A 26,131-nucleotide genomic window follows, 5' to 3' on the forward strand; every position below is an offset into this window, starting at 1 on the left:
TTCTGTGATGCGCCGTGGTCGTTGGAGTCAGACTAACGGATGGGCTCTATGGCACCATAGTTGATCGACCTTCCTCTCCCAGCCGTAGTATCCAATATCCGTTCTGCACACATTTTCATCATCTGTGGTGTAGCGCTGCTTGTGCGCTACATGGATGGCTAACGGGACAGGTTAGTTGAATAAGAAAAGTGTTAAAAATTTATTTTTCTATAATGGTTCAAACTACTATTATGTGACTTTAATGGTTGCATGATACGGTTCCTTTATCACGCAACCATACAGTTGCTTATGCTTGACAAGCAACCGTAGAGTTGCTTATACTCGATATATGAATTGGGACAAAGACGCTATATTCAAAGCACTTGGCGACTCGACTCGACGGCTAATATTAGACGAACTTTCTGAACGTAACGAGCAGACGTTGTATGAACTTACGGTACGTCTTATTACGAAGCACGACCTTTCCATTACGCGACAGGCGATAGCTAAACATCTTTCTGTACTGGAAGATGCAGGGCTCGTAAAATCAAAAAGAAAGGGAAAATATCGAGTAGTTATATTTAACAACGAACCACTTAAAAATTTGCTAAAAGGATGGATAGAGTAATTTATTTAAAAACATCTGACGAATGTAGGGGTTTTTCTGCTTGGAGCCAGATTGTTTACAGAGCACCAACGTGGTAAATATCAAAGGAGGCAAAACATTATGAAAATCATTGTTACCAGTATATTCGTACAAGACCAAGACAAGGCACTGGAATTTTATTCAGAAAAGCTGGGATTTGTAAAAAAGCATGACGTTCCTATGGGAAAATTTAGGTGGATTACGCTTGTTTCTCCCGATGATCATGACGGTACCGAGCTTTTACTCGAACCGAATGAGCATCCTGCCGCAAAGGAGTATCAAAAGAAGATATTTGCCGAAGGCATCCCAGCAACAATGTTTGGCGTTGCAGATATTCATAAAGAGTACAAACGATTATTGGAAAACGGCGTGAAGTTTACTATGGAGCCGACAAAAATGGGCGAAGTCACAATAGCTGTCTTCGACGATACATGCGGCAACCTTATTCAGATATTGCAGAAGTAACTTTATGTAGAAATAGATGTAACCTAGTTCTAATGTGGCTTTGAAATAAAGTTCGATAATTTATAAAAAAGTCTGATCGTTTATAATCCAAGAAAGAGATTTATCTGGTATTAAGTAGAATTTTATAGTTATAAATCATGGAACAATTTCAAAAACAGTACCTTGGTTAAAATCAGTCACTTTCATAGAGCCATAAACCCCTAAATATAGTCTTGTTTGATCCAGATTCGTTCCTAAATTAACATAATAAGCTGATTGAGACCCAAAATTATAATCGGTTTCAATAACACTAAAATCATTTAGTTTACAATCTGTACTTACCCTGGTATAAGCTAAAACCCCTCTAACCGGAGGCTGAGATTCTTCATCCTTGGCAAGATCGGTAAACACAACGCTTCCCGTTAAATTGGGGATTCCATTCCCCATATACGGCTGAACTCCTGTAAGTGCAGTTCCTCCAAACTTATCGGGTCGGGGATCTTTATGAAAATAACTAGTTATAGGCTGAATACGCTTCACTGAAGAATTTATTGCTTCATTGTAATAAGCAATTGTTTTCTCATCCAAAGTGGGATTTGCAGAGCAGCCCCTTATAAACGAAGTAGGAAAAGCACCTTCCCATCCTCGCCAGCCAAAGTTAATAAATCCTTCTAGGTCAGGTTTAGATTTCATTAAAGAAGCTTGAATAAGCTGAGTAACCGGTATTGGTTTATAATGAACGAATGAAAAAATCGACTCTACCAAATCCTGTCCGACATTTCCCACATATTTGATATACTGATTATAAAACCTTTGAAATGAAATGCCTGGTATATTGCGAACCCCTTTGGCAATTACCGTAAGCGTTTCTTGAATAGGTGCGGGAAGTTCATTAAAACGTGTGACTACCGGTGGATTATAGATAAATGTATTCTTAACTACATCAATTTCAATTATTTTACCAGATATTTCCATATCATCCTGACTTAAATTAAATGGATCATAGCCTGATCCACCATCTCCGGTTGTTAAAACAAGGTTTCCGGTTTCAGGTGAAAAGTTTAAGCTATTGACACCATTATGATTAAAAAATGGTCTTCTTAAGTTAAGTAATGTTCGTCGTTTTTGAGGTTGACCACTCGATTGTAAAATCCATTCTTCAACTGTATCAATATGATCATATTGAGTTTCTCTATTTATCCATCTTAGGTTTAAAGTTCTGGGATCACACGGGTTAGGCCTAAAAGGTTCAGAAAGAGCACCTGGACCTTGTGTTCCAGCTACTGAATAATGAAGATAAAACAGACCGTTATAATAAAATTCTGGATGAAACGCTAGCCCTAGCAATCCTCGTTCATCATATCCACCACGAGAAACATCTAGTTCGGAATCACCAAGTTTTATGATTCGCGGGCGAATATCTAAAAAAGTCCTTATAACCCCGTTTCCTATGTGAAAGATCTCTCCTACCTGAGTTGCAATAAATAATCTTTCAATTGAGTCACCCGGAAGTATTGCTGTTTTCAAAACAGTGGGTAAATTTATTTTACTTACAATGGGCCGTAAACTAACCTTAACTTTTATCAACTAACTTTACACTCCTTCCTATTGTTTTCTTTTATAAGAATATGATTAGAACTGTTCTATTAGTATCAAATTAGGGCCGGGAAATTTCGGGAATTTACTTAATAATATAAACATATTTGGACTTTAATTGAAATGACTGCTGTTTACTCTGAATTACCACTCGAAATATGATTGATTTTCTTTTCTTTTTTAGTGATGTTAGTAGGTATAAGTGATGTAATGATGGCGATTGCATAGATAAATGCATTTTATGTGAAGTTTCTTATGTACCGAAAAAAGGATGGAGTAATAAAGCTTATGTGCTGTAAGAAGAGAAGGAGGAACTCATGAATTGGTTTAGCATTTTATCACATGAATCATACAAGCTCCACCATTATTTTAAAACGTTTTCTTATTCTAAAAAGCTCGTATTAACCGCCCTTTTTTCTGCACTTGCAGCTATCCTGCAGTCAACCGGAAACTTTCTCCCAGGGATCGGTTATTTAATTAGTCCTTTTGCCACTCTCCCTATCTTGATTTGTACCATTATATCTATTCCCTTTGGGCTTCAAAGTTACGTTTTAACGTTTCTTTTACTGATTCTGATCCAACCTGGCGAATCTTTTGTTTTTCCGTTTACAACAGGGATAGTAGGTTTAGGAATTGGAATAGCTCTTCTTATTTTAAAAAGACGAATTGGCATCATAGTTTTTACGTCTATATTATTAATGGGTGGAATTTGTTTTCTTCTATATATTGTCCATTTCCCTGTTTTAGGACCAATCACCAGTACATCTCTTTCATTAAAGGTTATAGGATTTATTTACATTTTTTCTTTTATATATAGCTGGGTATGGGTTGAATTAAGCAGGTTTATCTTTAAGAAATGGTATAAATTGATGGGGGAAAAATAGGTAAGCAAGTTTAGGGCGCATTGACAGGAATAAGAAATGCGCTCTTTCTTTGTAAAGGTTCATATAGTTTAATAAGATGTTAGTCACAAAAGAATTCCTTGTTAAAAGTATACCCATATTAGGATCATTTTCGCTACTCCGTTAACGGGCGCGATTGTGGAACAACATAAGTAGAAAATGATCAAACTTTTTTATACTTATTTATCGTAAAATATAGGTTTGCGAGGTGTTTTTGATCAAACTTTATTTCAAAGCTACATCTAAACGGCTTTATTGTTATGTTTTAAGTTGGGTGAAGTGTTTTTATCAACAATTAAACAACTTTATGTTAACCCTGTCCTAATTTTAGGACGGGGTTATACATGTTTAAGGTTTAAAGATAAATGACATTGTTGTAATTCTCCAATAGATATGTAATATTGTGAATAAGTTCACTTAAACTAACGGAGGCGTTAGTTCAAGAAACCAGACAAAAAAGGCCGATTTTTCTAGGTCTTTTTTCTTTGGTTAAAAATCAACAATAAAGTTTAATAAAGCCTAATTCAAAAGAATTATGTTTATATTTCCTTTTTTGATAAATAATATCATTTTTATGTTAAAATAAAAAGGCGTTTGGAGAGAAAAAATCCTTATATGCGTCAGCAGTCAAATCATGAATTAAGAGCATTTCACTCTTGTGATGTAGAATCAAACAGGCGGAGGAAAAGAGACGATCACTTATAAAGAGCTCGCAGAAAAAGTGGGTGTACATCATGGAGTGTACATCAATCTTTAAAATTAATTGAGGTGAACCGTACCATAAGTAAATGAGGTTTTAATTAAACTTAAAGCATCAAACACCACACTGCTCAAAAATATTTTTCATCTATTTTTACTAAGCCCTACATCCAAAGCTAAGTCAGGTAACCACTCGTTATATTAGAAATTGAGCAAAAAATATGGAGTTTAAGAAATCCTTCATAATTTCCGAGCCTAATTCTTCAGATTTGAGTGCTACGATAGAAGAAACTTGAATTTGAAAGGGTATTTTTATGAATAAAATTTTGAAAGTCATGTACTTTGCGATTATACTTTTCTATATGTGGCTGCTGATGGATACGGTGTTGCTGACACGAGGGAGCTTTAGAAGTGTAAATCTAGTTCCGTTTGATTCAATCAGGCAGTTTATTTTAGTGGATAATGGTTTTGGGCAATATATTAATGTTCATTCCAGCGGGTGTGTACACCATCGTTCATAACCGAAAGAAAACAATGCTTTCGAATATGTTTTACATCTTTCTATTAAGCTTTGCAATCGAAGTTACTCAATATGCATTAGCACGAGGTTCGGCGGATATTGATGACATTATTTTAAATGTCCTTGGCGGTTTTATTGGGATTGTTATTTATAAAATTTTCGCGAAAGTTTTTAAATCCGATATGAAAATTCGAGCTGCGATTGCAGTGATTTCTCTAATTGTTGGGATTCCGATTGTCGGGTTGGCGATGTTATTAACGATTGCGAATTAATAGTACCGGTCACGCATTCAGTTTACTACATAAAAAGCGCAAACCCATGTAACTCAAAGGTTTGCGCTTTTTGAATTGTGTCAGTGCCAGGCACTTCTATTTAAACATATTAATTGTTGTAATAATAATTGGCATGCCGAACACGTCGATTAAGAAGGCTCCTACGATTGGCACGATTAGGAATGCTTTGCGTGAGGGGCCAAATTTAGAAACGACAGCCGACATATTGGCCATTGCGTTTGGCGTTGCACCAAGACCGTGACCAAGGAAACCTGATACCATAATCGCTGCATCGTAGTTTTTGCCAAGTAAGCGGAAAAGAACAAACACCCCGAATAACACGATGAAGATTACTTGAGCTAAAACGATGATGAATAATGGTAAGGCTAAATCAGCAATTTCCCATAATTTAATGCTCATTAATGCCATTGATAAGAAAATACCAAGAGAAATATCGCCGATTAGGTTGATTTCTTTCATGTTGATTAATTCAGGGTTGAAGCGATCAACGATGTTACGAACGATTACAGCTGTGAACATGGCCCCTACATAACCTGGTAATACGAACCCTGTCATAGTAGAGAACAATTCTCCAAAATAAGTACCAGCAGCCATACAGAATGTGATTAAGAAAACTTGCTTCATAAATGATTTTTCGGTAATCGGATGTTGTGCTTTTTCAACATATTCTTCTGTTTCTTCAGAAGAGGGCTTTAAATTGAATTTGCGAATTAAGTATTGTACAACTGGACCACCAACAAGTCCACCAGCTACTAATCCGCATGTAGCTGCAGCCATCCCGATTGTTACGGCAGAAGCTACGCCTAAGCCTTCAATTGTTTCCCCATAAGCGGCAGCAGCACCATGTCCACCTTCCATTGAAACAGCTCCAGCCATAACCCCGATTAATGGATGAAGATCCATTACTTTCGCTAATGAAAAGCCAATCACATTTTGCATTAATGCTAAGAATCCACAAGCCAGCCAATAAATTACTAGCAGTTTTCCGCCTAATTTAACAAGTTTGAAACTTGCACCAAGTCCAATCGTTGTAAAGAATGTGATCATGAAAATGGATTGTAGCGAAGTGTCTAACGTAATTTCAAGAATGTCGAAACTTTTTAAAACCGTTGCTAAAATAGCGAATAGCAAGCCCCCAACTACAGGTGCCGGAATACAAAATCGATTTAAAAAACCAACCCTTTTAACTAAAAATGAACCGACTAAAAATAATGTTACTGCTAGGCATAGCGTTGTAATTTGATTTAATGCCATACAAATCCCCCTTTGTTTATTCGAAGCTGTTCATAATTACTTCATTGATAAAGTAAGCCCCTAATTTTGCTGTTCGATTATTTACATCAAGTAAAGGGTTGACTTCACAAATGCTGAAGCTTACTGTTTTTTTGTGTGAAACCATTTTGCGTAAAATGTCACGAACCTTTAAAGCAGATAAACCAAATGGCGATGGCGCGCTGACACCAGGTGCTTCAGCAGCATTTAAAACATCCATACAAAGCGTAACGAGTAAAACGTCATGTGCATCCATAAAGTCATTTAATTCTGTAGTGAACTGAGCCGAATCCAACTGTTCATCTAAAAAGTATTGCACATCATATTGATCGGCAGTATCGAATAATGCAGACGTATTTCCATATTGTTGGATGCCACATACGAAATAGTGTGCATTTGGATCCTCGTCTAAAATTTGTTTAAACATTGTACCTGACGAAGTTTGTTTGTCATACGAACGCATATCAAAGTGCGCATCAATATTAAGCAAACCGATTGAAGCGTCCGCTCCCGCTGCTTTTCGCACCCCTAAATATTGTCCATATAATGTTTCATGCCCGCCCCCAAGTACAATGGCCTTTCCGTTTGTTAAAATGTCGGAAACTTTATCCCCTAGTTCCTGTTGTGCACGCTCTAATTCATGACCATCACAAATGATATCCCCCAAATCAATTAGCGAATTTTCATGAACATGATTACGCCATGGCAACGGTGCAAGTTGCTTACGTAAGGCAAAAGGAGCGTCTTTTGCACCAACACGACCATTGTTACGGCGCACACCTTCATCGCAAACAAAGCCTATTAATCCAATCGATTCTTGTTTAACTGTAGTTGCCAATTGAATAATTTGATGATAACGAAAGTAAGCGTGATCCGTATCATGATCGATGCGACCTTGCCAAACTTCTGAATCCGTTTTCTTATACATTACATTCACCTTCTTAAAGACTGAAAAATTTATACTTTCATTATATTTTCAAACATTTATAATAACAAATATTAATTTTTTATCTTATAATAGTTTAAAACTATAAATGAGGTGGCAAAATGGATTTACGGAAGATGTATTATTTCGATGCGACGGTAAAATATCAAAGTTTTTCAAGGGCCGCAAAAGCCTTACATATTTCACAGCCTTCATTAAGCAATGCGATAAAAGCTCTGGAACGAGAAATCAACGCACCGCTAATAGAACGAACAACCAAACAATTTCAATTAACGGAATTAGGACAGCAATTTTATGAACGATCAAAAAGTTTAATTGCTCAATTTGAAGTAATGGATACCGAGCTAAAAGAGTTAGCAAAAGGGGAACATTTAGAAATTCGATTAGGCATGATTGAATCAGCAAATTATTGGTTTTCACAAGTAATCATTGCCTATCAAAAACGATACCAACATAATCAAATTACACTAATTGATACACTGTATAATCAAACCGTGCGCCAAGCGTTGTTAGGTTTAAATGTGCATGGAGTAATTACTAACCAGCATATTGTGGATACTGAAATAAAAAGTGAATTATTGTATAACGAACCGTACGTCGTGTTAACAAAAAAAGATCATCCATTTGCCACGAAGGAAAAAATAACGCTAGTAGACTTTACTGACGAAGCATTAATAATAGGTATGCCAGAATTTCAAACGAGTGCACAAATATTAAAAGCATTTGAACAGGGAAATATCAAACCGCATATTCAATATAAAATAGAACGATTTGAAATGATAAAAGTATTAGTAGAAGAAGGGTTAGGAATTGCCATCTTGCCTCAACACTATGTCACACAGCATTTATCAGAATGCTTACTAACACGCCCAGTGCACAGTGAGTTTCTAAATCGCAATGTCTACTTAAGCACAATGAAAGATCGCACATTCCCAGAGAGTATATTAAAGCTATTTGAGCTCATAAAGACAATGCATTGAATAGATGCTCGGCACGCACGCAATTTTTCAAAGTAAATCCGTAAAAACCTCACTTAGCGTTATTACGGAGAACCGTATCATAAGTAACTGTAAACCAAAGGAAAATCCCGCTGGAGGAATAACGAATCCAGCGGGATTTTTAGTTGCTTTCTTTAGAAGGCAATCGAATATGAAAATAATAAATACACGCCGCAGCGTGTTTATTTATTTAATCCCCGTTTTTTGATAACTTCCCATATCTGCCGCAGTTCCTCCAGCTGTTCTTCAGGCGCTTCTTTCATCTCTTTGAAGAAGAGTATTGGTTCCAGCTTATTGAAGAATTCCCACATCATAAAAGAGAAGGGGAATTATACATAACGCTCATCATAATTTTTGCCTTCTCATCCATTGTGTTGCAACCCACTTTTCACCAGTTATAACTGGTGTTCCACCATGTAAAGTTAGTTCGTTTACGTTTTTATCGTTATAGAAATATTCGAAATACACCGCCGTTCCCTTTTGTGGGGATACTGAAAAATTTAGTTTAGGAAAAAAGGTTTCTCCACCTTGTTCTACATCATTTAAGTACATGACGAGTGTGCTAATTCTATTATTTTTTGCTGCTTTACTTGTTGGTGAAAAAAAATCAAAATGAGCTTTATACTCCTGACCAGGAGTATATTTAAGAATTTGAATACCATCCCCATGTTCAATGGGTATATTCATAATAGATGATATTCTTTTTTCAACTTTGGTAATGATATCGTTTTCATTTTTTTGAAAAAACATGCCACTACTTGTTCTTATCTCATTTACTTCGCGTGCAGTTCCAATTTTTGAACGCTGCATTTTGTCTTTTGACAATGTAATTAGCTCATCACATTCTTCGTCACTCAAAACATTTCCTAAAATGACTATTAGTGGTTCTTCTAATCGAGCGATGATATTAATTTCTCTATCTTCAGTTTGGATATTACTTCCAATGTGACTGAAAATAGTTTGTTCTTTAATAGTTGATTGTTTACTATCCATTATCAACTTTCATCAGCCCCTTAAAAGATTTAATTTTCTCAATAATTCATTTATTTTATTTGTGTAAGCGGCTATCTATGATAATTATATCATAAGTATTGGTGTAATAATGAAGCAACCTACACCGGTTGCCCTTTTTATGTTCAATGAAATGTTATGTGAGAATGAAGTATGTAGAAAAGAAAACAGATTTTCACAATAAGAGTTTAGTAAGTGGTGTGATAACCTCACAATGGCTTTTGAGGAAGATGAAGAATTTGATGAAATAGCTTTTGGGATAGCACGAGATATTGAATGTCAACGGGATTTATTTTTGGTGAATACTTACTCATCAGAAGAATTACAGAACTTAGACCTTTCAAAAGTAAAGTTACCTCAAGATTGGTTTATAGAGTGGTTAAAGCAATTAAGCGAGAAATAAAAGGTAGCTCCTTCTTCATCATCAGGATTTAAACCGGCGATTTTAATCCCTTCAAGCAAGTTGTTATTTGTTAATTCCTCAATTATTGTTTTTAATGCCTTTTCTACGTCTACAACAAAGTTGAAAATATTAACTGTTCCATTGCCAATATCTCCACCATTACCTGTCCAACCTAAACATTCATTATAGACACTGGTTGTTATTTAGCAGTAAGCTGTGTAAATTACAACCAGTGGTAAAGCAAAAAGTTGTATCAGGAGCGAGAAGAAAATTAAAGAAACATATTTTTCAATGCTATTCTTCTAGCAGAAACTTGATAAAACTTTTCAAGCCTTTGGGCTGTTGCTGTCTATTTTTTATTACAAAGTCTATTTGGATCGTTTCTGGAAGTTCTGATATGTCGTATTCATTTTGATACTTTCGAAGTTTTGCAACATCAGAAGGGACTAAACTGATACCCAATCCATTACTAACAGATTGTAAAATAGCCTCAAGTGAATCGAATTCAATGGTGCGTATATTGTTGTAGGAATTCATTTTTGCTAAATGAATAAGCATATTTCGATAAATGCAATAAGGGTTGCTATTTACAAGCAATGTTTGTTCGTACTGCATTTTATTCGAGCTATTCTTTGGCGAAATAAGGCTTACTTTTTCTGCAATTGTGTAAATTGTTTTGAATTCGCTATAATCAAACGGTTCGGTGACAAAAGCGCCATCAACTTCTCCATAAAAAACCTGTTCTAGCAACGTACTAGTTGTATCTGTTCTCACTTTAACATTAATTTGATTATTAACACTTAAAAAAGATGACAATATTTTAGGAATCCTTAAAGCAGCGATCGTTTGTGTAGCACCAATTACTAGGCGTTCTTGCCATTTCTCAGGGTTGATTTTTATTTTTGCTTCATCCATTAACACGAGAATCTGGTTAGCATAATCTAGTAAAATTTCCCCATCATTAGTAAGGGTTACTCCTCTATTATTTCGCTTAAATAATCTAACTCCTAATTCTTCCTCTAAATTTTTAATTCTTTGACTGATATTTGATTGTACATATCCTAGTTTCTCAGCAGTTTTAGAGAAAGAATGTGATTCAGCAACATGTTTAAAGATTAATAAATCATGAGACTCCACAAGTTCCTATATCCTCCTCTGATATTATTTAAAATGATATCAAGCTAATTTCTAACTATTATACAACTCTAATAACTCAAAATATAATAAAAATATTAAATAAAGCAAGGGTGATTAAAAATGAAACTAGTTAATAAGTCAATAATAGTAACGGGTGCTGGAACGGGAGTAGGGAAAGCAACGGCCTTAGAATTAGCAAGTGAAGGTGCAAAAGTCGTTATTAATTATAATAAATCTGCAAATGACGCAGAGGAGGTTGTAAGACAAATTGAAGAACAAGGGGGTGTGGCATTTTCTTTTAAAGCCGATGTTGCAAATGAAGAAGAAGTAATAAAAATGGTATCTAAAACGATTGAAGTATATGGAACAGTTGATGGATTAGTTAACAATGCAAGTATTACTGCCCAAATCTCTATGGACGATTTAAGCTCAGTAACAGATAAAATTTGGAATGAACTTTTTGATGTAAATGTAAAAGGTATGTTTTATTGTGTAAAGGCAGTAGTTCCTTACATGAAACAACAAGGGTCAGGGGTTATTATAAACATGGGTAGCGTTGCAGGAGTGACAGGAATCGGTTCATCCATTCCATATGCTGCAACCAAGTCAGCAATTCATACGATGACAAGATCATTGGCAATTGCTTTGGCACCGGAAATTAGAGTTAATGCCATTGCACCTGGGGCTGTGGATACAAGATGGTGGGCTGGTAATGAAGAAAAAATGTATAATCTTGCTGGAAACTTACCTCTTAAGAGGATATCAACACCTAATGATATTGCGCAATCCATTATTTTTCAAATAACTCAAAGTTCCGTAACAGGACAAACATTTATAGTAGACAATGGACAGACTCTTTAAAACGTAGTGATAGCCTCTCACTAGTTTTCATTAAATGATGGATGAGCCGTGTAGATGCAGGTCTTAGATTTATATGAATAGGACTTTAATCTACTCCTAGTATTTAATGATCATAAACGAAGGCGTGATGTGCATCGTGATCCTCACATTGAAAAATATAGAAAGCAAATTACTTGGGCTGACAAGATTGTCTTTGTCTATCCAATCTGGTGGGAAAGATCTCCCGCAATGTTTATGGGGGACATTGATCAATTATTTGCTGCAATTTTGCCTGCAGGGATAAGAAGGGACTTCTACCAGAAGGACTATTAAAAGAAAGTTCAGTTGTGTGTGTCCACCATGAAGGGACCTACAAATTATCCACTTCTCTAGTTGAACAATGCGCATAAAATATTGATGAAAAGAGCCTTATTTAATTTTGTCGGAATCAAAAGAGTGAAGGTTTTTGAATTTGGTAATATGGAAAGTCCAAGTGGAAAAAATCAGAAAAAGTTTATCGTTATTTCAAAAAAGTAGAACGCTAAGAAAAACAAATTTGTTGTTTTTTAAATCATTAAGAGAAACCTCATTTGTATACAATAAGGAGAACCGTATCATAAGTAACTGTAAACCAAAAAAATCCCGCTAGAAGAATAATGAATCCAGCGGGATTTTTTTAGTTGTTTTCATTATAAGTCCATCGAATAGGGACTAAAAACAAATACACGCCGTAGTGTGTTTATTTATTATAAAAATCAATATGTCTCTTTGGAAGTGAAATGGCCAATGCCCTTTAATTCATAGTCAAAAAATTTAAGAATTAGTTCATTTTCAGTTTCAATACAGTAATATTTATCAATGTCGGCTTTTCCGCCTTGTAGAATATTTGCAAGTATAGGAGAGAAAAGCGGTAAATCGGTCAAGCTTAAATGTTTTGCCCCTTGAAAATGAACAGTATATGCTTCTTTGAAGTGTTCATTATTGGATTTGTTCGCTACATAAGTGGAGTTGCTTTCGAGCTGTCCCCAAACATCGTCAGAATAAATGTTAAGAAGCGGGGTCGTGTAGGCTTCACTACTTGCTACAAAATCATCAATTTCTTTCTTATAAACAAGCTCACTAAAGAACGGGGCATCAATATTTACAACTGCACGTATATCGTCACGCTCTCTGCCTAGCCAAACACTTGCTGCGCCGCCCATTGAGTGCCCGAACACACCAATTTTCTCTGTATTGATATGTTGATAAATGGGATTATTGTCACTTTTGGCTTTTTTAAGTATCGTATCAATTACAAAATTCATATCGTCTGTTCGCAGTTTCATCCATTTTTGAATGAGTCCATAGAGTTCTTCCTTCGTGTAAATGCCTTCTTTATTGGCATTGCTGATTTCACGGTTATAATCTGTATTGATCAAAGTCTTCGTTCCATCATCTGAAACGGTATAAAAGGAGTGATAGGGATGATCGATTGAAACGACTATATAACCGTGGCTTGCAAGCTCAGTATAGGTAGAGGTATTGCTTGCCTTAGTACCAGATGCTCCATGCGAGAACACCAATAGAGGGTATGTTCCATCTGCATTTTTGGGATACCAAAATTCCACATTAACAAATCGGTTGTGCCCCTTGTCGGTAAATTCCTCAATACGGTTTTTGTCAGTATATGTGTAAGTAGCGGTTGCGACTTCATATTCACCTGTCCCTTTTGGTAATGTATGCTGAGGAAAAACAAGTGCAGGTGCAAGTGCAAATACCAATGCCAAAATCATAATAATGGATTTCCACACAATATTGGAAGTTTTGTATGTTTGGGTATTTGCTTTGTTACGGATAAGAGAAACCGTTCCCTTTACCGCTAATATGAAAAGTAGTATTGCAAACATTACCCAGCGGAAACTCCACACAATCACCGGTGAAAGTGTGAGCATTACAAATGCTATAAATACAGCAATCCTAATCCAATTCTTTATTTTTTTATGGTTTTCCTTAGTTACCATACAGTAGATTGCAAAAGCAATCTCGAAAATCAAAGCGATAAATAATAGTAAAGTTCCCATAGTAGTTACTCCTTCTCCTTCGAATAATTTTTTATGAACTCATCATAATAAACTGCTGAAAGGATGGATATAGAAAAACGATAAGTTGTATCCACAAGCAAATAAGATGCAAAAAAAAAGCGGTAAGCTATAAAGCTTACCGCATAATAATCTGTTGCAGACAACTTCTGCTTTATGATTTTATTAACTACTCATAAACGTCTTTCTTAAATGCCTTTAGTTTTTCGTTGATTTTTTGGGCTTCTTTTTTATCATTTTGCCATGACAGCAGACGAACTATGATATAGATTACTGCAATTTCCAGTGCAAAAATGATTACATGTAATGCACTATTCACAATACCAAAAACGCCACCGAGGGCAATCAATAGAATCTCCAAAGTGAAAAAATGAATGGCAATTCTTATACGCATTTTCTTCTCACTTTTATCATTAGGAGAATACAAAATAAATCCCATTAATGCACTTAAAAATGAAAATGCCATAATTATATAAATCGACTTCAAATCAAAGGCCATGTGGGGATAATACATTTGTCGCAAAATAGTAATAATAATGATTATGGATGCGAAGATGATCAAGAAATCCTTAATAATCTTTTGTACAAATTCGGAAAGCTTCATATTTATCCCTCTTTTACAATCCAAGCATATTTTTAAGGACAGGCACATACTGCCTTGATACAACAGCACGTTCCCCGTTATCAAGCACCGCTTCGAATCGGCCACTTATGGACGGAGAAATAGATGAAATTTTAGCTATGTTCAAAATAGTTGATTTGGATGCACGAAAACAGTTCTTTTCTTTGCATAATTCCTCTAACTCATAAAGCTTTTGTTTCACCTCAAAAACGTTGTCCTTGCAGTAAATAAAAACCTTTCCGTCAACTGCCTCGAAATAATAGATATCACTAAGCTTAATACGGTGAACTCTATCATTTTGATAACCGAGTACAATGAGGTTTTCAGTTTTCAGCTTGTTTACGATTTCGTATATTTCGTCATCTACCTCATGACACCTAATAAGAATTTCTTCTCCCAGTTCTTTGCTTATTTCTACTATTGAAATATTCATATTATCACCCACGAAAATTCAAGTTATTTCAGGTTGTCTACGGATTCTGTTTTTCGTTGTTTTCAAGTTGTTCGGTTTTATAAATTTACAAATGGCGTACGGGTAAATAAGCTTGTTTATCCTCAAAATTAAAGATAGTGGACATTTCTCCAGTTTTTGAGTGTTGTCATTGAGTTTGTTGTTCGTGCTTCTACCAGCACAATCTGATCTGGATACTGCTTACATCCTTCAGACCACTTCATTATAACACATCCATATAAATCCTTTTTTACATTTTATCAGATTATTGTTTGGAATTTATACTATGATATTAGCTTTAGAGTCTATTCATTTCGCTAAATCAAGTGTAGGAGAAAAGACAGTCGTACAGGCAAAGTGTAATGCAGAGCAGAACAATGTTAAAGTCCAAACGGTTAGAGAACTTGTGGGGCACAGATGATTAAATGGACAAATAAAGAAGGAAAACAATTTTGGGGATGCTCGTATTACCCAAAGTGTCGTAATACAAAAAATAAAACCTCATTTAGATACGTCACGGAGAACCGTATCATAAATAACTGTAAACCAAGGAAAAATCTCGCTTGAGGAATAACGAATCCAGCCGGATTTTTAGTTGCTTTCTTTAGAAGGCAATCGAATATGAAAATAATAAATACACGCCGCAGCGTGTTTATTTATTTTGACCTCGTTTTTTGATGACTTCCCAAATCTGTCGCATTTCCTCCAGCTGGTCCTCAGGGGCTTCCTTCATCTCTTTGAAGAAAAGGTTCAGTTCTGGATTGTTGAAAAACTCGATCATTTCTTTTTCATCGTCGATTTCTTTTTTCGATGTATCAGTTCTTCCAAGAAGATAGTCGGTTGATACATCATAGTAATCGGCTAATTTCTGCAACGTCTCATAATCCGGCTGACGAAAACCGCGTTCATAATTTGAAATATTTTGATTAGGAGCATTTAGACGTGAAGCCAACTCTTTTTGTGTAAGTCCGGCTTTTTCTCTTAACGACCTTAATCTTTCACCTAAAGTCAAAGGATTCTACCTCTCCAGCATTGGGAACATCGACGGTTTGAAATGGCGGAACACATTCAAAATGTTCACTGATCAGGACAAGCAACGTGCCAAATACGCGATGGATGCCTATAACAAATGGGATATTTACATTCACGATGATTCCAGACAGACATTGGCAGACATCCGTGCTGCCGTTCGAAAAACAAAGCGGGAACACCCCGATCAAAAGCACATTGTTGTGATCGACTACCTGCAACTGATTACACCGATTGGAAAGTTTGAGCGGAATGATTTAGCAGTTGGACATATCACACGCGAATTAAAGCAGATGGCGCGGCAATTCGATGTACCTGTCATGTTGCTCAGTCAGATCAGCCGAGCAGTCGTACAGCGGCAGCATAAGCGCCCGATGATGTCTGACCTGCGTGATTCTGGATCGATTGAACAAAATGCTGACCTTGTGTCTTTTCTGTACCGAGATGATTATTACGACAAAGAAAGCTCAGCTAAAAACATTGTGGAAGTCATTCTCGCCAAACAGCGTAACGGTCCGATCGGTACAGTCGAGCTGTTATTTATAAAAGAGTATTCCAAATTCATGAATATAGGGAGGAGATATAGCGATGAACCGGCATGAAGTCTTTAAAACATTGAAAAGGTACCATGCTTTGACGGGAAAGGTGATGACGAGTGAGCAAATGATATTGGCCGTCGGTAATACAAGTCCAGTTGAATTGATTAGAGGCATCCGCATGTTTGATAAATACCTGGATCTGCAGAGAGGGGGAGCAGCGTGAACGAAATCAAAGGCTATAACGAATTAACCGAAGCTCAGCGCAAATTGCTCTGGCGTGTCCATCGTAAGCATCTGTCATCAATAGGATCAGCTGAACGTGATAAATACGGAACAGGCAACATTACAAAAGTAAATTGGAACGCGTAGGACGCTTGTGTCGAGGTTCAATTTACGTATGGGGAATGGTGGAATTATGCCTCGGATGGAACGTGGTATTAAAGAAATAACAGATAGATCAATAACTTAATTAACAATGTGCAAAATTCAATAAAAAACAAAAAATATATCGAATGAAAAAGGACAAAGTTATCAATGAAAAGAGGACACTTCTAAATGAGAGCGCGTAATTGGAACGCAAAGAAAACATTTGTATACGGTATTCTTTTTGACAGTAAAGCCGAAGCCGATTATTACAAGCTTCTTCTGGCAGATCCAGCCGTTGAAAAGGTTGATGTGCAGCCAGAGTTTGAAATCATACCGACATATCCAGTTGTATGCCATCGCTGTAACGGCTCAGGCAAGCAGAAAATCCCGAAAACGGGACGAGCTATCAATTGCACTCTTTGCTCAGGAAAAGGCGAGAAAACGAAGGTGGGGGCGAAATACACGGCCGATTTTAAAGTTTATTACAAGGATGGCCGAACAGAAATTGTCGATGTCAAAGGTGGACCTACTTCAAGGGATTTCCCGTTACGACGAAAGTTGCTTGAAAAGACGATCGGGCAGGAAGTGACGGTCATAGAATACAACAAAGGCAAATGGAACAGAAAGCGATAAGAGGTGATGGCCATGTTGCAAGGGACGTGCATTGATCCCGATATTTTAGCGACAGAAGAAACATTATACTTATTCCCTGCAGGTACGGATTATATGTACGCATCTAGGTTTCCACGCAAGAGCGCTCACACAGGCTGTTTTCTCAAGGTCAAAGAAGAAATTAAAGCGTCTGAGTGGCCGCCAGAACCGCCAAAACGAGCGGTAGAAATTCAACTAAACGAGGTATATACTGCAAAGCTCATATGGTGTTGGGAAGCGTCAAAAGATCGGTGTGATAAAGAATATTATGTCATTGCCCGAGGATCAGGTAGCCATGTAGATTACTATCCTAATCCAGAACTAAAAGGACTACTTGGGAGCTTGCCAGTGCATTGGTTTGAGAATTTCCGACTCGCTGGAAATTTACTGGCTATCGAATCGGGGAAAATCGTAACGAAACAGATTCCAGAGGTAGCAATATTCTATAAAGAAGAATCATCGCAGTTTATCGAACAGCTCAGCTTATTTTAAGAGAGGGATGGCATGATGAACATTGGCGATTGGGTTTTAGCAGCGCCTGGCCGGAGTAAGTACATCAGCTATATTGATCGTTTTTCGGAGGATACTATCGCCGCGTACGTAATAAAAGTGGCCAGAATTATAGACGGGGAGCCTGAATGGATGGAACCCACCCTGGCTATCGTCTCACTAAGATCGATATCTGTAATGAATAATACGCTCGAAAAAGAAGACTATCAGGCAATGATCGATTTAGCAATCATGACTGCAGATAAGGAATGGTTCTTTGAGTTAAGAGACAGGATGATGGCCGATGCGTAAAACGTTCACAAATATTGAATTTAAAAAGCGACTGTAGTTACTTTATACAGTCGCGCAATAATGTATTTAACTCAAAAGGGTCTTACGGATAATGGTTTGGTACCTAGCAGCATCCACCGCCACCACCGTATCCGCCACCCATGAAAGATGCTCCAATGATGATTAAAAGAATGAACAAGACAACAACTAGTGCAAAGCCTGATCCAGATCCAGATCCAGAATCATTACAATTTTGGGAACTCATAACTATCACCACCTTTTAAATATAGTATGAAAAAATAGAGACGAATCTTGTAGGAATGGTTCTATAAAAATCAAAAAGTGTTATCTGCAGCGAGGACGAGGGCAACAATCCGTCGGATAACCAGGGTCTACCACGACATTTCTTGTAGTAGGTTGATAAATATGGCGGGGAACATTGACAATATGTTGACGATTGATATTCACGATTGGGTGAATAACAGGAACCTCACGTGTAATGTAGGAATCATGAAATACACACTTTGGGGGACAGATGATAGGTCTAACAGGACGATACATTAAAAACACCTCCTTACTTACTCTATTAGATGCACCTCATAGTAACTTGGAAACGGACAAACAACATGGGTGAGATTTTAAATTTGCTATAAATGACATACACCTAATACAGATAGTTACCTAGCTACCTGTCCTTTTGACAGGGTGGAAGATTAAAGATACGAAAAGTAAAATCACAGAATTCAAATATCCAGATGACAAAGGGGAAGTTATTTGTCCTCAATGCACGTTTGAGCAGGATCTGCCCTCGAATTATTGTGGCGGGTGCGGGCAAGAGTTACCGGATTACATTACGCAAGGATTAACGCATTAAAAAACAGCAGGGATGAGGGGGAATGGATATGTATTTTGTAATTGTTCCAGGTGGATTTGGTGCATACAGCATCGAAAGTTTTGAATTGCTAGATGAAGCGAAAGATCGGGTGAAAGAACTCATTGAGACAGTCCGTAGAACAGCAAAGATGGCGCAGGAAATTCCAATGAAAATCAAAGTGGAAGTGGAAATTTAAACAAAAAATAGCCAGGCCGGAGCCTGACTGTAAAAGAGTTGTATTTGCAGGGTGCGTCTGACGAGGGACCGTCATACAAAAACAATATACCCGTTATTCAAAAGTTTACACAAAAAAGGCCGAGGAAAAGTCCTCGGTACAAAAATATAGAAGGAATTTACCCTGACGTAATACTAGTTTATTCAATTCATAGAAATATATGCACAATAAGTAAAGTTAAATAAGACCGGTTTCCCTGTCCGGATGCAAGGGTGGGAAGAGAATGACGGTTATGGGAAACCGACTTATAGCCAAAGTATAACCAATTCAGAAAAATATATACAAAAAAGCAGAGAAAAGTCCTTGGCTACAATCATTATCTATTTTGAAATTCAAGAATAAGCTCATCTAATTCTTCACTGCACCGTAACGTTTCTAGGCTGTTAAGACCGTGTTGCTGTCCGGCAGTAATCATGAGGTGTCGAAGGCTGTTAATGAGAGATAGCAATTCGCAAAAAGTAACTTGAGTGTTATTCATGATAATCTCCCCCTAGTTTCTTGATGACTAATCTAGGTAAATTATATCGCAGAAATAGGTAAAAAGAAATGGGTTTTTGTGAGGGACTATCATCTTTAAAATAAAAAAAGCCGAGGAAAGTCCCCGGCTACAAATATTGGAAGGTCCTTATTTATGAGAATTACTCATACAATAAAAGTTTAACCATTTCAAAGAAATATATACAAAAAACTCAAATTTCTCTTGGTTAAAATTTTTAAGATCTGCTTTGTAATTGAAATTGGATAATTAACTTGTCTAGTTGTTCACTATATTTAAGGGTTTCGATATCTGTAAATCCCTTTTTTAAACTAGTGGCTATCAGCAACCTACGCATATCATTGATTTGAGCGGATAAGTCTTCCAGACTTAATTGATTAGATAACATTGCATTTCCCCTGTACCCGTTTGTTTGCTAAAACATAACAGTGAATATCATAAAATAACACAGAAAGAATTACCATGAATTCGACAAAACATCTAAAAATATTACAATTTTTGAGAGAGTAAAAAATATAAAAGGCCAGGACTTTGCCCGACCGTTGAATAGTACTCGCAATTCTATTTTAACAGACTGGGGGCGTCTTGCGGTATGAAGATTGACCATGAAAAAATGACAGCTGAAATTAATTTGATGGAGAATGCCACTTATTACGTAGTCGATGGAGTACCTAAGAAAGTAGATGATCTGCCGACGGGTTTTGGTTCACAGACTATTGCCTGGCAGCACGGGAAGCCCGTTGGATTCGACATACATTACACGAGTAGAAAAAGATGAATGATCAACAGTAGACACAAACTGTTGATGAAAATATCATATCACTTTTAGTTTTATTAAATAGAGGTAAAACCAATAAGCAGAGAGATAAGGGATCAGATACGAAACAAAAGTCCAAAGAATGTTCCATCCGTTTCGATAGGTCACTTACCCCATTAAAACGAATATGAATTCAAGAATAGTAGTAAAGAGTGTGGCGAGAAAAACGACAAAGTAAGGGTGGGTCATTCTCTTTTTTATAAAAAAAATCATGTAGCAGCCAAGGATAGGGAAAAGGCCCAAATTAAAAGGGAGCGTGGCAATGGTTTTAGAATCTGGAAAGGGATACACTTCCCAAAAGCCAAAATAAAGTCCTAACTCATTGGTTAAAAATGAGACAACTACACCAAATGGGCCGATCAAAGGGATTAGTTTCTTATCTTTTGGATGAAGATGTAGCAGTACAATGAGCCAAGGAATGATAAAGGCGATGATTATAAAATACATGTTGTTCTGCTGCTCCTTTTCACAACCAGAGTTTTTACCTAAAGTATCCATTTGAGAACAAAATATACGATCAATATACAACATAAACTTATTTTTTGTATAAGGATTGATTTTACCAAGTAAAGGTCTTCTCATTTCGATTATATGCATATGGGAGAAGTGATAAATGTTAGTAATGGTGTTAATCAACAGTTCGATCATAAGGAGGGATGATTATGTGTGATTGCTGGCAATGCAACATGACGGAAGAACAGCAGGATGCTTGGGCAGATGAATATCTTGAATGGGAATATCAGCAATATCTTAAAAGTTTAACAGAAAGCATAGAACCTTTATCAATGGATGAATGGCTTGAAACAATAAGGGTGGATTAATCATCAGTTCGACGATATCGCAACATAAAAAGCCGGGTTTCCACCCCGACTTTGAAAAACCGAACATTAACAAAGCAAAATGTTCCGGCGAATAAAATTATTTCCATTTTATTTAAAATTAAATCAAAAAACCGAGGGAAGCCAAAACCCTCGGCTAGTAGAGGTAGGTGACGTTGACGCAAGCAAGAGTGAACGCTCATGCAACAATACTTTAACCACTTCAAAGAAATTTATGTATGACAACTTGATCAAAAGAGCAACTATCCCAGGGCAAGAATAGTTGCTCGAAAAGAAAGGTATATGACTTTTAAATAGGAAGAAGAAAGGGCTCCTATTTGTTTTCAGTATACGCAGTAACGATTCAAACGGTGAAAATTCAATCAGTTAAATGAACAGTTCGATCATATTACGGTAATAAAAAAAGCCGGGATGTCCCTGGCTATACAGAAGGAATAATAAAAGCTGTCGTGATTGTCAGTCACTTCATAATTAAAGGTGATTCATAAAATATAAAAACCAAACCGCATGATTTTGTTCGTCAGATGAGATTTGTTGAAGTTGATCTTTAATAAATACAATATTGGTTTTTCTTGCTATCTCGTGATAAAAGTCTACTGTTTCTTGTTCATCTTTAAATGCAGCAAGAACCCCACTCTGAAAATCTGGAGAGCATTGTTTTGATATTTGTGGAGAGGGTTGTTTTCCTGTTAGGGATGTATAGATATATGAAAAGATTTGATAATGTCTCATTTCATCATTTCTTATTTCTAGGATACGGTTTTTCACCTCGGTATTTGGAGCTTGATTTGCTAATTGTTCGTAACATTATATGGCAGTGCACTCACCGTTAATAGCTTTTGAAATATCGTTAATTAGCTCCGTGTTTGAAGAAGGCTGTATAGAATTATAATGCAAGTTGCATTCACTCCTTTTTTATCAAAGTATGTCAATGGTTATTTAAATGAATCTTGTCCACGAGACGTGTAAGGGGGATGAAATCAGTGGATGAAGTGCAGAAATTTATTGGAGAAAACTCACATCAACTAGGGTAAGTCATAAAGGAAGTGAAAAAGCAATAGAGAGAAAGAGGCAACATTGGCACTTTAACTGTCGGCCTCTGTGTTTTTGTTGTTGATCATCACGGCGATTATCAAGAGTTAGTGAACAGAGCGGAACTGTATGAAAAAACACTCAAGTATTAAGCTGATCGCGGATTTACCAACGCGAAAGAAGTGTTAGAAGATTAATTGTCAGTTCGACAAAAAGCAACTATTCCCGGACAAGAATAGTTGCTCCGAAGAAGGTCGTTGAATAGGAGGAAGATGAGCCCCTATCTGTTTTCAGTATACGCAGCAATGATTCAAATCGTGAAGATGTAATCAATTAAATGAACAGTACGATCAAAATGCATAAAAAAAGCCGGGTTTCCACCCCGACTTTAAAAAACCGGACATTAACATAGCAAAATGTTCCGGTTAATAAAATTATTTCCATTTTATTTAAAGTTAAATCAAAAAACCGAGGGGAGCCAGGCCCCTCGGCCGGAGAGAGTGGGGGAAACATCATATGCAAGAATGAACCCTCATCCAATAAAAGTTTAATCAGTCATGAAAAAGTTATACAGTTTAAAAATTAAATAACCAACGTCCCAACGGAAAAACCGACGGACATCAAACTTTAGAGTAGGTTTACACCTGCTTTAGAGCTTGGTGTCCTTTTTTATTGAGAATAGGAGCGATCAAGATGAATTCAAGTTTGAAAGAGCAGCTGAAGCAATGGAAGAAGGATCATCAGAATGTAAAGCTAGAACGTAAGAAAGAAAAGCCGTTGCAGAAGAAGCAGGAGAAGCTGTCTCAGCGTGAATTGCGAAGCTTAATGGGAATGGACATGAGGACGTTACGACGAGGCAAAGGTGGAGCATACAAGTAAATACGAGGAGGCTATTACATGAGAGAGCAAATTTCCTTTTTACCAGAGATCGATCGCAAAGAGACACAAAAGAAAGTAGAAGAAGTGTTAGAAAGCGTCCGAATTTATAAACAGATTGGCTTTATCAGAAGGGAAATGAAAACCACTCCCGCCTATACTCCGCGATATCACAGCCAAACCTATTCCATGGGCAACCCTGCGGAAGAGACCGCTATATGGAATGCTGAGAAGGAACAAGAACTTGAGAACTTAGAAGACAATTTGGATCGTGCGTTAAATCGTCTTTCCAGAATCGAACGGGCAATTATTCAAAAAAGATATTTAGAGGATGAAGACGCATTTGATTACATGATCCACAACGAGCTAGGAATGAGCGCGAGAACCTATGGACGAGTGAAATCCAGAGCATTCTACAAGTTGGCTTTCATGTTGAGGCTTGAAGTCGTGAAAGGGGAAGAAAATTAGTGGCAGACTTTTGGCATGATTTTGGCCGTATAATAGCATGCGTTTTGTTATTGGGGGTGCTATTATGTTAGTAGAGAAATATAAGGAATGAGGCACTCACTGTTAAAGGTGGGTGCTTTTTGTTGGTATTTGTCGAACGAATTATATAGAATTGTGCCTTTTTTCCTGGGAATATATATGGAAGGGGGTATTGAATTATGGGTAAATTAGAAGTAAATTACAACGAAAGAATTAATGGTTTATTGACAAGCCAAAGTATGAAAGACTTTACTAGTATTGTTGAAAAATTCGCCTCGTTCTTTGCAGAGTTTAAAGGCGATTTACTTGATAGCTTAGTACGTAGAATAAGTGTAAGTTCTGATAAGGAGGTATATTACTGGGCTCAATTTTTCGCGTTAGGGTTAGTTGATGAGGGAGAAACAATCACTGTTAATTTTTGTAGTGAAGAAACAGGAAATAATGTAAACGAAAAAATTGGTGTAATAGGATTCAACGATGGATTTGCCTATATCACTTTTGAAGAGAGTAAACACAAAAAATTCTATCTAAACGATCAATATATCGACCAACTGTTTCAAACTGCTTATTCTAAGTTAATAAACTAATTACTGAAAGAGCATCTTCCGGGGTGCTTTTTTCTTTTGTTTCAAAAATCGAGGCCGGATAGAAAAAATGAGGCATGAAGAAATAGAATTCCCGTTAAGGTGGCATGTGGTTCTTCTTTATTTATAATTAATCTCCTTCTATTTCTGTTATACTATATCAATTAATGAAGATATTTCCAATAGAGATTAAAGGAGAGAAATTTATGAAAAAAATCCAGTGTGCTTTGGCTTCAGCGGTAGTGGCAGGAGCAATATTTTCGTCGTCTATTTCATTTGCAGATGCAGCATCATACGGTCCGGTGTTAACACAGCTGACAAAAGACTTTCCGTTTACTGATGTACCTGTAGATCGTAAAGAACCTGTCCAGTATCTCTATAGCCATAAGTTCATCAACGGTGTAAGCACTGATAAATTTGGATGGGACAGGCCAATCAAACGTGTTGATGCTGCCCTGATTATTGCTTATGCCATAGGCTTTGAAAAAGATCCTACGCCTACGCTGGAAGAGAAGACATTCAAGTTTAAAGATGTTCCAGTTCGTGCATACGAAGCAATCTTCTGGCTTCAAGACAGAGGAATTATAAACGGAAAAACAGCGACATTATTCGGATCTAATGACACCATAACGAGGGGAGAAATGGCGATCATTGCTTCCCGGGCTTACGACAACTTTTTAGAAGCGCCAGGGAAAGCGAATCATTCATTTACGGATGCAACAGGCCGATACGTAACAGCGATTAATAGACTTCAAGCTTCAAATATTACGCAAGGAAAATCCGTTACTCAGTTTGGTACTTACGATAAGATGACAAGAGGAGATCTTGCCCTCATGCTATATAAGCTTGATCACCGTAGGGCTGTTTATTCTGATGGCGATTTGCCACCTTCCAATACATTGCCGTCAATAAAATCAGGTGTAATGTTCAAGACAGAAAAGGAAAACTATAATCTTTCAACAGAAACAGAGGTCTTATTTACTGTGACTAATTTAGGAGACTTTAAATACGACGTAGACAATGACTACATCTTAGAAAAGAAACAAGACGATGAATGGGTGGCAGTAGAATATAATTATCTCCCTACTCCTGCCATGATGAATGAGTTAGTACCAGGTGGAAATGTATTAAGAACAGATATCGACTTTGACTTATTTAAAAAGCCGCCAACAGCAGGAGAATACAGATTGGTCCAGCACTTCAGCTTAACTAATGCTCCAAATAACGGATTCACCTTGGCAGCATACTTCACAATTATTGAATAAATTTTTAGTTTGTAATCATCTTGTTTACAAACATTCCAAAATGAAGGGAGCATTCACTAATGCTGGTGGATACTTTTTTCTATACTTTAAAATAAACATCGTCGTTTTTGTCGTATAGCTGCTGTATATATGAGAAGGATAAACTTTTTTAATTGTTTTTATTTAGTGAAGTAATTTCTTGAAAAGGAAAAATGAAGGGGTGTGTTAAAATAATAAAAATTAATATTAAAGGAAATGATGTTATTGTTTGTTAAACTACCGATTCTTTTTCGACATATTAAAGATATCCTTGTGGAAGATATATTCACGGAAGAGTTGACTAGACTAAATAATGAGATTGTATGGTACAGAATAAAAATTGCTTCTATAGTGTTAGTCATGAGGAGAGCGTAAAATATCTTGTGTAAATGAATAAACAGAAAAAG

Annotated in this window: 34 protein-coding genes and 2 pseudogenes; 22 read left to right on the top strand and 14 right to left on the bottom strand. The window is 36.7% G+C overall.

The genetic code is table 11. The annotated features are described in order from the left end of the window. The first annotated feature begins 328 nt into the window (after window positions 1-328). Window positions 329-607, top strand: a complete 279-nt coding sequence (locus AWH49_RS14750; protein ID WP_063966342.1) for an ArsR/SmtB family transcription factor — start codon at window positions 329-331, stop codon at window positions 605-607. A gap of 99 nt (window positions 608-706) precedes the next feature. Then, complete coding sequence (locus AWH49_RS14755; RefSeq protein ID WP_034284731.1) at window positions 707-1,090, top strand: VOC family protein; 384 nt, start codon at window positions 707-709, stop codon at window positions 1,088-1,090. 135 nt (window positions 1,091-1,225) lie between these two features. Here the strand turns inward: AWH49_RS14755 and AWH49_RS14760 are convergent, their stop codons facing one another. Beyond that, a complete protein-coding gene (locus AWH49_RS14760; RefSeq protein ID WP_063966343.1) occupies window positions 1,226-2,656 on the bottom strand; it encodes a PQQ-dependent sugar dehydrogenase in 1,431 nt (476 codons plus the stop codon). 326 nt (window positions 2,657-2,982) lie between these two features. Here AWH49_RS14760 and AWH49_RS14765 point away from each other — a divergent pair, with 326 nt between their 5' ends. Both AWH49_RS14765 and AWH49_RS14770 read left to right on the top strand, forming a co-directional pair. Continuing rightward, window positions 2,983-3,549 carry a YybS family protein gene (locus AWH49_RS14765; RefSeq protein ID WP_063966344.1) on the top strand — a complete coding sequence of 189 codons (567 nt, stop codon included), beginning with the start codon at window positions 2,983-2,985 and terminating at the stop codon, window positions 3,547-3,549. 1,185 nt (window positions 3,550-4,734) lie between these two features. Then, complete coding sequence (locus AWH49_RS14770; RefSeq protein WP_063966345.1) at window positions 4,735-5,058, top strand: VanZ family protein; 324 nt, start codon at window positions 4,735-4,737, stop codon at window positions 5,056-5,058. Between the two features lie 96 nt (window positions 5,059-5,154). Here AWH49_RS14770 and gltS read toward each other — a convergent pair whose 3' ends face one another. Together gltS and hutG are read right to left on the bottom strand one after the other, a co-directional pair. Beyond that, window positions 5,155-6,339: a sodium/glutamate symporter gene (gene gltS / locus AWH49_RS14775; RefSeq protein ID WP_063966346.1), complete on the bottom strand. Its 1,185-nt coding sequence runs from the start codon at window positions 6,337-6,339 to the stop codon at window positions 5,155-5,157. 10 nt (window positions 6,340-6,349) lie between these two features. Next, window positions 6,350-7,279, bottom strand: coding sequence for a formimidoylglutamase (gene hutG / locus AWH49_RS14780; RefSeq protein WP_063966347.1), 930 nt, complete (start codon window positions 7,277-7,279; stop codon window positions 6,350-6,352). Window positions 7,280-7,398: 119 nt separating this feature from the next. Here hutG and AWH49_RS14785 point away from each other — a divergent pair, with 119 nt between their 5' ends. Continuing rightward, the gene (locus AWH49_RS14785; protein WP_063966348.1) at window positions 7,399-8,277 is read left to right on the top strand and encodes a LysR family transcriptional regulator; all 879 of its coding nucleotides are present in this window, start codon (window positions 7,399-7,401) and stop codon (window positions 8,275-8,277) included. Window positions 8,278-8,640: 363 nt separating this feature from the next. Here AWH49_RS14785 and AWH49_RS14790 read toward each other — a convergent pair whose 3' ends face one another. Then, complete coding sequence (locus AWH49_RS14790; RefSeq protein WP_094777182.1) at window positions 8,641-9,288, bottom strand: 2OG-Fe(II) oxygenase; 648 nt, start codon at window positions 9,286-9,288, stop codon at window positions 8,641-8,643. 232 nt (window positions 9,289-9,520) lie between these two features. On the opposite strand from AWH49_RS14790, the gene AWH49_RS14795 reads away from it, so the two are divergent. Beyond that, window positions 9,521-9,709, top strand: a complete 189-nt coding sequence (locus tag AWH49_RS14795) for a hypothetical protein (RefSeq protein WP_063966350.1) — start codon at window positions 9,521-9,523, stop codon at window positions 9,707-9,709. Between the two features lie 294 nt (window positions 9,710-10,003). Here AWH49_RS14795 and AWH49_RS14800 read toward each other — a convergent pair whose 3' ends face one another. Then, entirely contained in the window at window positions 10,004-10,846 is an 843-nt protein-coding gene (locus AWH49_RS14800) for a LysR family transcriptional regulator (protein ID WP_063966351.1), read from the bottom strand. A 120-nt stretch (window positions 10,847-10,966) separates the two neighbouring features. Between AWH49_RS14800 and AWH49_RS14805 the strand changes: the two genes are divergently transcribed. After that, window positions 10,967-11,707, top strand: coding sequence for an SDR family NAD(P)-dependent oxidoreductase (locus AWH49_RS14805; RefSeq protein ID WP_063966352.1), 741 nt, complete (start codon window positions 10,967-10,969; stop codon window positions 11,705-11,707). Window positions 11,708-11,761: 54 nt separating this feature from the next. Then, window positions 11,762-12,231 (top strand): annotated as a pseudogene (locus AWH49_RS14810) (NAD(P)H-dependent oxidoreductase); the annotation flags it as partial. A gap of 210 nt (window positions 12,232-12,441) precedes the next feature. Here AWH49_RS14810 and AWH49_RS14815 read toward each other — a convergent pair. From AWH49_RS14815 to AWH49_RS14825, 3 genes are all read right to left on the bottom strand, one after another. Further along, window positions 12,442-13,746 carry an alpha/beta hydrolase family protein gene (locus AWH49_RS14815; protein WP_063966353.1) on the bottom strand — a complete coding sequence of 435 codons (1,305 nt, stop codon included), beginning with the start codon at window positions 13,744-13,746 and terminating at the stop codon, window positions 12,442-12,444. 187 nt (window positions 13,747-13,933) lie between these two features. Then, window positions 13,934-14,368 (bottom strand): DUF3021 family protein, encoded by a 435-nt coding sequence (locus tag AWH49_RS14820; protein WP_063966354.1) that lies wholly within the window; start codon window positions 14,366-14,368, stop codon window positions 13,934-13,936. 13 nt (window positions 14,369-14,381) lie between these two features. After that, on the bottom strand, window positions 14,382-14,819 hold the full coding sequence (locus AWH49_RS14825) for a LytTR family DNA-binding domain-containing protein (RefSeq protein ID WP_063966355.1): 438 nt from the start codon (window positions 14,817-14,819) through the stop codon (window positions 14,382-14,384). Window positions 14,820-15,254: 435 nt separating this feature from the next. Between AWH49_RS14825 and AWH49_RS21355 the strand changes: the two genes are divergently transcribed. Continuing rightward, the gene (locus AWH49_RS21355; RefSeq protein WP_082862872.1) at window positions 15,255-15,404 is read left to right on the top strand and encodes a topoisomerase DNA-binding C4 zinc finger domain-containing protein; all 150 of its coding nucleotides are present in this window, start codon (window positions 15,255-15,257) and stop codon (window positions 15,402-15,404) included. Between the two features lie 85 nt (window positions 15,405-15,489). Here AWH49_RS21355 and AWH49_RS14830 read toward each other — a convergent pair whose 3' ends face one another. Then, on the bottom strand, window positions 15,490-15,849 hold the full coding sequence (locus AWH49_RS14830; RefSeq protein ID WP_063966356.1) for a helix-turn-helix domain-containing protein: 360 nt from the start codon (window positions 15,847-15,849) through the stop codon (window positions 15,490-15,492). Window positions 15,850-15,868: 19 nt separating this feature from the next. On the opposite strand from AWH49_RS14830, the gene AWH49_RS14835 reads away from it, so the two are divergent. From AWH49_RS14835 to AWH49_RS14850, 6 genes are all read left to right on the top strand, one after another. Beyond that, complete coding sequence (locus AWH49_RS14835) at window positions 15,869-16,468, top strand: DnaB-like helicase C-terminal domain-containing protein (RefSeq protein ID WP_082862873.1); 600 nt, start codon at window positions 15,869-15,871, stop codon at window positions 16,466-16,468. Beyond that, window positions 16,455-16,628: a hypothetical protein gene (locus AWH49_RS20430; RefSeq protein WP_169816006.1), complete on the top strand. Its 174-nt coding sequence runs from the start codon at window positions 16,455-16,457 to the stop codon at window positions 16,626-16,628. Before AWH49_RS14835 ends, AWH49_RS20430 begins: the two co-directional genes overlap by 14 nt. After that, window positions 16,625-16,774: a hypothetical protein gene (locus tag AWH49_RS20135; protein WP_157723746.1), complete on the top strand. Its 150-nt coding sequence runs from the start codon at window positions 16,625-16,627 to the stop codon at window positions 16,772-16,774. Before AWH49_RS20430 ends, AWH49_RS20135 begins: the two co-directional genes overlap by 4 nt. Window positions 16,775-16,960: 186 nt before the next feature. Then, window positions 16,961-17,404: a DUF1064 domain-containing protein gene (locus AWH49_RS14840; RefSeq protein ID WP_063966358.1), complete on the top strand. Its 444-nt coding sequence runs from the start codon at window positions 16,961-16,963 to the stop codon at window positions 17,402-17,404. Window positions 17,405-17,416: 12 nt separating this feature from the next. Continuing rightward, window positions 17,417-17,914, top strand: coding sequence for a hypothetical protein (locus AWH49_RS14845; RefSeq protein WP_063966359.1), 498 nt, complete (start codon window positions 17,417-17,419; stop codon window positions 17,912-17,914). 12 nt (window positions 17,915-17,926) lie between these two features. Continuing rightward, on the top strand, window positions 17,927-18,223 hold the full coding sequence (locus AWH49_RS14850) for a hypothetical protein (RefSeq protein ID WP_034284487.1): 297 nt from the start codon (window positions 17,927-17,929) through the stop codon (window positions 18,221-18,223). A gap of 103 nt (window positions 18,224-18,326) precedes the next feature. On the opposite strand, the gene AWH49_RS19485 is transcribed toward AWH49_RS14850, so the two are convergent. Then, window positions 18,327-18,467, bottom strand: a complete 141-nt coding sequence (locus AWH49_RS19485; protein WP_082862874.1) for a YjcZ family sporulation protein — start codon at window positions 18,465-18,467, stop codon at window positions 18,327-18,329. Window positions 18,468-19,104: 637 nt separating this feature from the next. On the opposite strand from AWH49_RS19485, the gene AWH49_RS20140 reads away from it, so the two are divergent. After that, window positions 19,105-19,272 (top strand): hypothetical protein, encoded by a 168-nt coding sequence (locus AWH49_RS20140; protein WP_157723747.1) that lies wholly within the window; start codon window positions 19,105-19,107, stop codon window positions 19,270-19,272. A gap of 355 nt (window positions 19,273-19,627) precedes the next feature. On the opposite strand, the gene AWH49_RS19495 is transcribed toward AWH49_RS20140, so the two are convergent. Both AWH49_RS19495 and AWH49_RS19500 read right to left on the bottom strand, forming a co-directional pair. Further along, window positions 19,628-19,789, bottom strand: a complete 162-nt coding sequence (locus tag AWH49_RS19495; protein ID WP_082862875.1) for an aspartyl-phosphate phosphatase Spo0E family protein — start codon at window positions 19,787-19,789, stop codon at window positions 19,628-19,630. A 235-nt stretch (window positions 19,790-20,024) separates the two neighbouring features. Beyond that, window positions 20,025-20,195, bottom strand: a complete 171-nt coding sequence (locus AWH49_RS19500; RefSeq protein ID WP_082862876.1) for an aspartyl-phosphate phosphatase Spo0E family protein — start codon at window positions 20,193-20,195, stop codon at window positions 20,025-20,027. A 204-nt stretch (window positions 20,196-20,399) separates the two neighbouring features. On the opposite strand from AWH49_RS19500, the gene AWH49_RS14855 reads away from it, so the two are divergent. Next, the gene (locus AWH49_RS14855) at window positions 20,400-20,585 is read left to right on the top strand and encodes a hypothetical protein (RefSeq protein WP_063966360.1); all 186 of its coding nucleotides are present in this window, start codon (window positions 20,400-20,402) and stop codon (window positions 20,583-20,585) included. A gap of 147 nt (window positions 20,586-20,732) precedes the next feature. Here AWH49_RS14855 and AWH49_RS14860 read toward each other — a convergent pair whose 3' ends face one another. Continuing rightward, window positions 20,733-21,206, bottom strand: coding sequence for a hypothetical protein (locus tag AWH49_RS14860; RefSeq protein WP_244886878.1), 474 nt, complete (start codon window positions 21,204-21,206; stop codon window positions 20,733-20,735). Between the two features lie 80 nt (window positions 21,207-21,286). On the opposite strand from AWH49_RS14860, the gene AWH49_RS20145 reads away from it, so the two are divergent. Continuing rightward, window positions 21,287-21,445, top strand: coding sequence for a hypothetical protein (locus tag AWH49_RS20145; RefSeq protein WP_157723748.1), 159 nt, complete (start codon window positions 21,287-21,289; stop codon window positions 21,443-21,445). Window positions 21,446-21,934: 489 nt separating this feature from the next. On the opposite strand, the pseudogene AWH49_RS14865 reads toward AWH49_RS20145, so the two are convergent. Beyond that, window positions 21,935-22,360: pseudogene (locus AWH49_RS14865) on the bottom strand (ferritin-like domain-containing protein). Window positions 22,361-23,188: 828 nt separating this feature from the next. On the opposite strand from AWH49_RS14865, the gene AWH49_RS14870 reads away from it, so the two are divergent. From AWH49_RS14870 to AWH49_RS14885, 4 genes are all read left to right on the top strand, one after another. Continuing rightward, window positions 23,189-23,374, top strand: a complete 186-nt coding sequence (locus tag AWH49_RS14870) for a hypothetical protein (RefSeq protein ID WP_063966361.1) — start codon at window positions 23,189-23,191, stop codon at window positions 23,372-23,374. 18 nt (window positions 23,375-23,392) lie between these two features. Next, a complete protein-coding gene (locus tag AWH49_RS14875; RefSeq protein ID WP_063966362.1) occupies window positions 23,393-23,839 on the top strand; it encodes an ArpU family phage packaging/lysis transcriptional regulator in 447 nt (148 codons plus the stop codon). A gap of 197 nt (window positions 23,840-24,036) precedes the next feature. Then, entirely contained in the window at window positions 24,037-24,444 is a 408-nt protein-coding gene (locus AWH49_RS14880; protein WP_063966363.1) for a hypothetical protein, read from the top strand. 203 nt (window positions 24,445-24,647) lie between these two features. After that, a complete protein-coding gene (locus AWH49_RS14885) occupies window positions 24,648-25,706 on the top strand; it encodes an S-layer homology domain-containing protein (RefSeq protein WP_063966364.1) in 1,059 nt (352 codons plus the stop codon). Window positions 25,707-26,131 lie beyond the last annotated feature (425 nt).

It is taken from the genome of Domibacillus aminovorans (assembly GCF_001643235.1).
Classification (GTDB): Bacteria; Bacillota; Bacilli; order Bacillales; family Domibacillaceae; genus Domibacillus; species Domibacillus aminovorans.

Coding starts and splice junctions, on each gene's coding strand:
- AWH49_RS14750 (WP_063966342.1), top strand. CDS start 329: ATGAATTGGGACAAAGACGCTATATTCAAAGCACTTGGCGACTCGACT.
- AWH49_RS14755 (WP_034284731.1), top strand. CDS start 707: ATGAAAATCATTGTTACCAGTATATTCGTACAAGACCAAGACAAGGCA.
- AWH49_RS14765 (WP_063966344.1), top strand. CDS start 2,983: ATGAATTGGTTTAGCATTTTATCACATGAATCATACAAGCTCCACCAT.
- hutG (WP_063966347.1), bottom strand. CDS start 7,279: ATGTATAAGAAAACGGATTCAGAAGTTTGGCAAGGTCGCATCGATCAT.
- AWH49_RS14785 (WP_063966348.1), top strand. CDS start 7,399: ATGGATTTACGGAAGATGTATTATTTCGATGCGACGGTAAAATATCAA.
- AWH49_RS14790 (WP_094777182.1), bottom strand. CDS start 9,288: ATGGATAGTAAACAATCAACTATTAAAGAACAAACTATTTTCAGTCAC.
- AWH49_RS14795 (WP_063966350.1), top strand. CDS start 9,521: ATGGCTTTTGAGGAAGATGAAGAATTTGATGAAATAGCTTTTGGGATA.
- AWH49_RS14805 (WP_063966352.1), top strand. CDS start 10,967: ATGAAACTAGTTAATAAGTCAATAATAGTAACGGGTGCTGGAACGGGA.
- AWH49_RS14815 (WP_063966353.1), bottom strand. CDS start 13,746: ATGGGAACTTTACTATTATTTATCGCTTTGATTTTCGAGATTGCTTTT.
- AWH49_RS14820 (WP_063966354.1), bottom strand. CDS start 14,368: ATGAAGCTTTCCGAATTTGTACAAAAGATTATTAAGGATTTCTTGATC.
- AWH49_RS14825 (WP_063966355.1), bottom strand. CDS start 14,819: ATGAATATTTCAATAGTAGAAATAAGCAAAGAACTGGGAGAAGAAATT.
- AWH49_RS21355 (WP_082862872.1), top strand. CDS start 15,255: ATGATTAAATGGACAAATAAAGAAGGAAAACAATTTTGGGGATGCTCG.
- AWH49_RS20430 (WP_169816006.1), top strand. CDS start 16,455: ATGAACCGGCATGAAGTCTTTAAAACATTGAAAAGGTACCATGCTTTG.
- AWH49_RS14840 (WP_063966358.1), top strand. CDS start 16,961: ATGAGAGCGCGTAATTGGAACGCAAAGAAAACATTTGTATACGGTATT.
- AWH49_RS14845 (WP_063966359.1), top strand. CDS start 17,417: ATGTTGCAAGGGACGTGCATTGATCCCGATATTTTAGCGACAGAAGAA.
- AWH49_RS14850 (WP_034284487.1), top strand. CDS start 17,927: ATGATGAACATTGGCGATTGGGTTTTAGCAGCGCCTGGCCGGAGTAAG.
- AWH49_RS19485 (WP_082862874.1), bottom strand. CDS start 18,467: ATGAGTTCCCAAAATTGTAATGATTCTGGATCTGGATCTGGATCAGGC.
- AWH49_RS20140 (WP_157723747.1), top strand. CDS start 19,105: ATGTATTTTGTAATTGTTCCAGGTGGATTTGGTGCATACAGCATCGAA.
- AWH49_RS19495 (WP_082862875.1), bottom strand. CDS start 19,789: ATGAATAACACTCAAGTTACTTTTTGCGAATTGCTATCTCTCATTAAC.
- AWH49_RS19500 (WP_082862876.1), bottom strand. CDS start 20,195: ATGTTATCTAATCAATTAAGTCTGGAAGACTTATCCGCTCAAATCAAT.
- AWH49_RS14855 (WP_063966360.1), top strand. CDS start 20,400: ATGAAGATTGACCATGAAAAAATGACAGCTGAAATTAATTTGATGGAG.
- AWH49_RS14860 (WP_244886878.1), bottom strand. CDS start 21,206: ATGAGAAGACCTTTACTTGGTAAAATCAATCCTTATACAAAAAATAAG.
- AWH49_RS20145 (WP_157723748.1), top strand. CDS start 21,287: ATGTGTGATTGCTGGCAATGCAACATGACGGAAGAACAGCAGGATGCT.
- AWH49_RS14870 (WP_063966361.1), top strand. CDS start 23,189: ATGAATTCAAGTTTGAAAGAGCAGCTGAAGCAATGGAAGAAGGATCAT.
- AWH49_RS14875 (WP_063966362.1), top strand. CDS start 23,393: ATGAGAGAGCAAATTTCCTTTTTACCAGAGATCGATCGCAAAGAGACA.
- AWH49_RS14880 (WP_063966363.1), top strand. CDS start 24,037: ATGGGTAAATTAGAAGTAAATTACAACGAAAGAATTAATGGTTTATTG.
- AWH49_RS14885 (WP_063966364.1), top strand. CDS start 24,648: ATGAAAAAAATCCAGTGTGCTTTGGCTTCAGCGGTAGTGGCAGGAGCA.